Raw genomic sequence first — 5,293 nt, 5'->3', positions numbered from 1 at the left:
ATGCTGGCCTTCGAGGGGGGCGTATGGGGGCTCACCGGGGTCCTGGCAGGCCAGCTGCTGGGATTCGTGGTGGGCTTGATCCTGATCCACGTGGTCAACCGCCAGTCGTTCCATTGGAGCATGGACCTCCATCCTCCGTGGGGGCTGCTCCTGCTCCTGGCGGCCGCCCTGATCGGCGCCGCGGCGGCGACCGCCGTGCTGAGCGGCCGACAAGCCATGGGCATGGAGGTGGTGCGGGCGGTGCGGGAGGACTGGTGAGCCGATTCACGGAAAGGATGAGGCTGGGCAGGCTTCTCGCGGGGCTGGCCGTCTTCGCCCTCCCGGTCCTCGCCGGCATCGAATATCCTCCGGTCACCCCGGGGCGGCAGATCGCGTTTCCCGCCGACGAGGGCAGCCACCCGGCGTTTCGCATCGAATGGTGGTACGTGACCGGGTGGCTCACCACGCCAGACGGGGAGCGGCTGGGCTTTCAGATCACCTTCTTCCGCAATCGACCGGGTTTCGCCAGCGAGAATCCCAGCCGCTTCGCCCCGCGCCAGCTCTTGGCCGCCCACGCCGCCCTCTCGGACCCCGCCTTAGGGCGGCTGCGCCACGACCAGCGGGCGGCCCGGGAGGGCTTCGGCCTGGCCTACGCCCGGGAGGGTCGACTGGAACTCGCCATCGACGACTGGGTGCTTGCCCAGGAAGGCAAGGGCTATCGCGCCGTCATTCCCGCTCAGGGATTTCGCCTGGAGCTCACCTTCGAGCCCACACAACCGCCCCTGTTGCACGGACGGCACGGCTTCAGCCAGAAGGGACCCGAGGAGCGCTCGGCGAGCTACTACTACAGCCTGCCCCACCTGCGGGTCGCGGGCACCGTGGAGCGGGACGGGCGCCGCCGTACGGTAACCGGGGAAGCCTGGTTCGACCACGAGTGGGCGAGCGAGCTCATGGACAAGGCGGCGGTGGGGTGGGACTGGATCGGGATCAATCTCCTGGACGGAGGAGCGCTGATGGCCTTCCGCCTACGCGACCGCCAGGGTGCGACCCACTGGGCCGGGGGCACCCTGCGGCGGGCCGACGGGACCGTTGAGACCTTCGGCCCCCGGGAAGTGACCTTCGTACCCGGCCGTCGCTGGACCAGCCCCCGCTCCGGGATCACCTATCCGGTGGAGTGGACGGTGCGGGCAGGGCCCCTGGCGCTCACACTCAGGCCCCTCCTGGATGACCAGGAAAACGACGGGCGGGCAAGCACCGGCACCCTCTACTGGGAGGGGGCTGTGGAAGCACTGCACACCGGCCGCGTGGTGGGGCGCGGCTACCTGGAGCTCACCGGCTACGGCACGCCGTTACGGTTCTAAAGGCCTGCTCCACTGGGTCGGGCCCGTCCGGAGACGCGACACGCACCGCGCCTCCGCCGGCGCCCCCCGCACGCCGCGCGCATCCCGCCGCCCAGGGCAAGGGCACTACTTCGCCGGCCCGACGCTGCGGACCAGATCGGCGCGCTCCGCCAAGCGCGCGGAGGCGGCCTCGGCCTGACCGGCGGCCACATCCAGCGTATAGGCGCCCCGTGCGCCCGGACCGGAGACGATGGTGGCCCCCACGCTCTGGAGCAACTCCCGGATCTGGCCTTCCGTCGCCTCGTGATGGAAGGTCACGGTGAGGCGGGCGCCTCCCACCTGCGCCGGGGGCGCCCCCTCCCGTTCGTGGAGCAGCACCCCGATCAGGGCTGCCTCCACTGCCGCCACCGTCACCGCGATGCCGAACATGGGGGTGAGCCAGCGGGGCCGGCCGCGGCGCCGCGGAGGCAGCGTCGGGACGGGAACCGGAGCGGAAGGCACGAGCCGCTGCATGAAGCGGGCGAAGGCGGCGTCCCGACTCTGGGGTCCAAGACTCGCCTGCGCCTCCCGTTCTCGCCGCCGCAGCCATTCCACTTCCGCCCGCGCGTCGGGGGAACGGGCGAGATACGCCTCCACCCGCGCCCGCATCGGGCCGGTCAGATGTCCTTTGACGTACCGGGGAAGAAGCCTGCGCAACTCCAGATCTTCCGGGTTGCGGTTTCTGCTGTCAGCCATTTTTGGACTCTCGCTCAACCTAGGGATGCGAACCCATGGTCCCTTCCGATAGTAGGCCGTTGTCCCGCACTTGTCAGCCATCAACACGAAATGGCGAAAAGACAACGACCTGCGAGAGGCGAACGGGGACGAAAGGGCTTGAAGAAGCGCGCTTCGTTGTTTTTTGAAGGGCGCTCGAACGGCCGCAGCGAAAGCGTCCTTGGATCACAGCGGATGATGGAAATGGCCCGGCGCGCCTTGCCTTTGCCCGCCGAGCATCCCTTACGCCGATGCGACTCGGGACGGAGAGACGGAAGCAGAGCCATCCCTCCCACCGACGCCCTGCCGAGCCTGCGTCCGTTAAAACCCGAGGGGGAGCCTTACCCGGGACGTCCCTTCCGCATGAAAAGGCTTTTACGCAGGATCGGGCCTAGCGTATTGGAGCGGGTGATGGGAATCGAACCCACGTTCTCAGCTTGGGAAGCTGATGTTCTACCATTGAACTACACCCGCCCGGCGACATGGTCATGTTCCTCTCTTTTCCACCCCGCCGAAAATCCAGCGGGTGATGGGAATGTGCCTGGATCGCGTTGCCTCCGCGATCCAGGCATCCCTCGCCGCTTTCCGCGGCTTCGGGACCGCCGGGCCCTCACCGGGCCCGACGTCCCATCCGACGTCCACCGGACGTCGGATGGTCGAACCCACGTTCTCAGCTTGGGAAGCTGATGTTCTACCATTGAACTACACCCGCCTGGGGCGGGCACAGTCTACCCCATTCCCCGCTGGAATTGAAATTCGTCCGCGGGCGCTGGGGACAAGGCGCCGCCGATGGTAAGATAACCGCTTCGAATTCGACACTTCGACGCTTTCACGCCATGATCGAGCTAACGGTGAACGGGGAGCCCCGCCGGGTCGCGGTCGGTACCACGGTGGCCCAGCTCGTCGACGAGCTCCAGCTCGCCGGCAAGCGCATCGCCCTGGAGAAAAACGGCGAGATCGTGCCCCGCAGCCGCTTCCCGGAAGAGCGTCTTCAGGAAGGCGATCGGCTGGAAATCGTGGTGGCGGTCGGCGGCGGTTGACCCGGGTCAAGGGCATCGGTCCGGACTCGTGTCATCGTTGAGTTTCTGTTTTTCTCCCCGTTCGGAGACGCGCCCATGGATCCGTTGGTCATCGCAGGCACCTCCTATTCGTCCCGGCTCCTGGTGGGGACCGGCAAGTACAAGGACTTCGAAGAGACCCGCGCCGCCATCGAGGCGAGCGGCGCCCAGATCGTGACGGTGGCGATCCGCCGCACCAACATCGGCCAGAATCCCCACGAACCGAACCTGCTCGATTACCTGCCGCCGAGCAAATACACCCTGCTGCCCAACACCGCCGGCTGCTACACCGCCGAGGACGCGGTGCGCACCCTGCGGCTCGCGCGGGAGCTGCTCGACGGCCACACGCTGGTCAAGCTGGAAGTGCTAGGGGATCCCCATACCCTCTACCCCAACGTGGTGGAAACGCTGAAGGCGGCCGAGACCCTGGTGAAGGAAGGCTTTGATGTGATGGTGTACACCTCGGACGACCCCATCATCGCCAAGCAGCTGGAGGAGATCGGCTGCTGCGCCGTAATGCCCCTCGCCTCCTTGATCGGCTCCGGCATGGGCATCCTCAATCCCTGGAACCTCTCGATCATCATCGAGAACGCCAAGGTGCCGATCCTGGTGGACGCGGGAGTCGGCACGGCCTCCGACGCGGCCATCGCCATGGAGCTGGGCTGCGACGGGGTGCTCATGAACACCGCCATCGCGGCGGCGAAGAACCCGGTGCTGATGGCCCGGGCGATGAAGCTGGCGGTGGAAGCCGGCCGCGCCGCCTATCTGGCCGGCCGCATGCCTAAGAAGCTCTATTCCGCCACCCCCAGCTCTCCCACCACGGGGCTCATCGCCAGCGCCCAGCACAAAGCGGCTTGAACCCCGGGGCGTTCGCTGTGCGGGGCCGCGGCCCTGAGGCCGCCATCGGACATCGCCATGGACCGTTTGCCAGAGCGCTCGATCCGCAGCTATGTTCTGCGTCAGGGCCGCATGACCCGAGCCCAAGCCCGGGCCCACGCGACCCTGCTGCCCAAATACGGCGTGCCCTTTGCCCGGGAGCACCTAGACCTGGCCGTCCTGTTCGGGCGAGCCGCCCCCAAGATCGTGGAAATCGGCTTCGGCATGGGAGAGACCACCGCCGCCATCGCCCAGGAAAATCCGGACAAGGACTATCTGGCGATTGAGGTGCATTCCCCCGGAGTGGGAAGCCTGCTCAACCGCATCGAGGCTCTGGGGCTCGCCAACGTGCGGGTGATCCAGCACGACGCGGTGGATGTGCTGGAGTGGATGCTCCCCCCGGACAGCGTAGACGGGGTGCATATCTTCTTCCCCGACCCCTGGCCCAAGAAACGGCACCACAAGCGACGGCTGATCCAGCCGCCTTTCGTGGCGCTGCTCGCCCAGCGCTTGAAGCCGGGGGGCTACGTGCACGTGGCCACCGACTGGCAGGACTACGCCGAGCACATCCTGGCGGTGCTTTCCGAGGAGCCGCGCCTCGCCAACGCCGCAGGCCGCGGCTTCGCGCCGCGCCCGACCTCCCGCCCCCCCACCAAATTCGAGGAAAGGGGCCGGCGCCTGGGCCACGGCGTGTGGGACCTCCTGTTTCGCCGGGTCTGAACGGGCGAGCCTTCGTGCCCGTCGGCGGGTGAATCGAAATCGAAGGCGCGTCAATGGTGCAAGGAGCGAAATGAACGCAGACGAGTTGCGGGCGCTGCAGGCGCCCCTCAAAGACAAGTACCGGGAAACGCCCGAAGCTGCCCTCGTCACCCTGCGGGCCCGGGGGCGCCTCGGCGAAGAAACCATCGCCTGCAAGGTGGAAACGGGCAAGCGCCTGGTGGAGGCGGGCCTACACCCAGCCACGGGGGGAGACGGCATGGCCGCCTGCTCGGGAGACATGTTGCTCGAGGCCCTGGTGGCCTGCGCCGGAGTGACCTTGAAGGCGGTGGCCACCGCTCTCGGGCTGGAGGTCCGGGGCGGCACCGTCACCGCCGAAGGGGATCTGGACTTCCGCGGCACGCTGGGAGTGGCCAAGGACGCTCCCGTGGGGTTTCGCGCCATCCGTCTCGCCTTCGAGCTGGACACCGACGCCTCGGACGAGCAACTCGCCAAGCTCCTCCACCTGACCGAACGCTACTGCGTGGTCTATCAGACCTTGCGTCATCCCCCGGCGACCCTGACCACCCT

At 67.8% G+C, this 5,293-nt stretch carries 6 protein-coding genes, 1 tRNA gene and 1 pseudogene; 6 read left to right on the top strand and 2 right to left on the bottom strand.

Features of this window, described 5'->3' with window-relative positions; all coding sequences use genetic code 11:
• Both V7Q81_RS14455 and V7Q81_RS14450 read left to right on the top strand, forming a co-directional pair.
• Positions 1–258: pseudogene (locus V7Q81_RS14455) on the top strand (ABC transporter permease); the annotation flags it as partial.
• A gap of 17 nt (positions 259–275) precedes the next feature.
• A complete protein-coding gene (locus V7Q81_RS14450) occupies positions 276–1,340 on the top strand; it encodes a lipocalin-like domain-containing protein (RefSeq protein WP_333844655.1) in 1,065 nt (354 codons plus the stop codon).
• A gap of 105 nt (positions 1,341–1,445) precedes the next feature.
• Here the strand turns inward: V7Q81_RS14450 and V7Q81_RS14445 are convergent, their stop codons facing one another.
• Positions 1,446–2,054 carry a hypothetical protein gene (locus tag V7Q81_RS14445; protein WP_333844652.1) on the bottom strand — a complete coding sequence of 203 codons (609 nt, stop codon included), beginning with the start codon at positions 2,052–2,054 and terminating at the stop codon, positions 1,446–1,448.
• A gap of 418 nt (positions 2,055–2,472) precedes the next feature.
• Positions 2,473–2,546: transfer RNA gene (locus V7Q81_RS14440), tRNA-Gly, on the bottom strand.
• A 362-nt stretch (positions 2,547–2,908) separates the two neighbouring features.
• On the opposite strand from V7Q81_RS14440, the gene thiS reads away from it, so the two are divergent.
• The 4 genes from thiS to V7Q81_RS14420 form a co-directional block, all read left to right on the top strand.
• Positions 2,909–3,112 (top strand): sulfur carrier protein ThiS, encoded by a 204-nt coding sequence (thiS, locus tag V7Q81_RS14435; RefSeq protein WP_333844650.1) that lies wholly within the window; start codon positions 2,909–2,911, stop codon positions 3,110–3,112.
• Positions 3,113–3,187: 75 nt separating this feature from the next.
• Complete coding sequence (locus tag V7Q81_RS14430) at positions 3,188–3,988, top strand: thiazole synthase (RefSeq protein WP_333844647.1); 801 nt, start codon at positions 3,188–3,190, stop codon at positions 3,986–3,988.
• Positions 3,989–4,045: 57 nt separating this feature from the next.
• Positions 4,046–4,726, top strand: coding sequence for a tRNA (guanosine(46)-N7)-methyltransferase TrmB (gene trmB / locus V7Q81_RS14425; protein ID WP_333844645.1), 681 nt, complete (start codon positions 4,046–4,048; stop codon positions 4,724–4,726).
• A 70-nt stretch (positions 4,727–4,796) separates the two neighbouring features.
• The coding region (locus V7Q81_RS14420) for an OsmC family protein (protein ID WP_333844642.1) at positions 4,797–5,293 on the top strand (497 nt) is incomplete at its 3' end.

The sequence above is a fragment of the Pelomicrobium sp. genome (genome assembly GCF_036803785.1).
In the GTDB taxonomy this organism is placed as follows: domain Bacteria; phylum Pseudomonadota; class Gammaproteobacteria; order Burkholderiales; family UBA6910; genus Pelomicrobium.
This window is presented reverse-complemented; position numbering and strand designations above follow the sequence as displayed.

Coding starts and splice junctions, on each gene's coding strand:
- V7Q81_RS14450 (WP_333844655.1), top strand. CDS start 276: ATGAGGCTGGGCAGGCTTCTCGCGGGGCTGGCCGTCTTCGCCCTCCCG.
- V7Q81_RS14445 (WP_333844652.1), bottom strand. CDS start 2,054: ATGGCTGACAGCAGAAACCGCAACCCGGAAGATCTGGAGTTGCGCAGG.
- thiS (WP_333844650.1), top strand. CDS start 2,909: ATGATCGAGCTAACGGTGAACGGGGAGCCCCGCCGGGTCGCGGTCGGT.
- V7Q81_RS14430 (WP_333844647.1), top strand. CDS start 3,188: ATGGATCCGTTGGTCATCGCAGGCACCTCCTATTCGTCCCGGCTCCTG.
- trmB (WP_333844645.1), top strand. CDS start 4,046: ATGGACCGTTTGCCAGAGCGCTCGATCCGCAGCTATGTTCTGCGTCAG.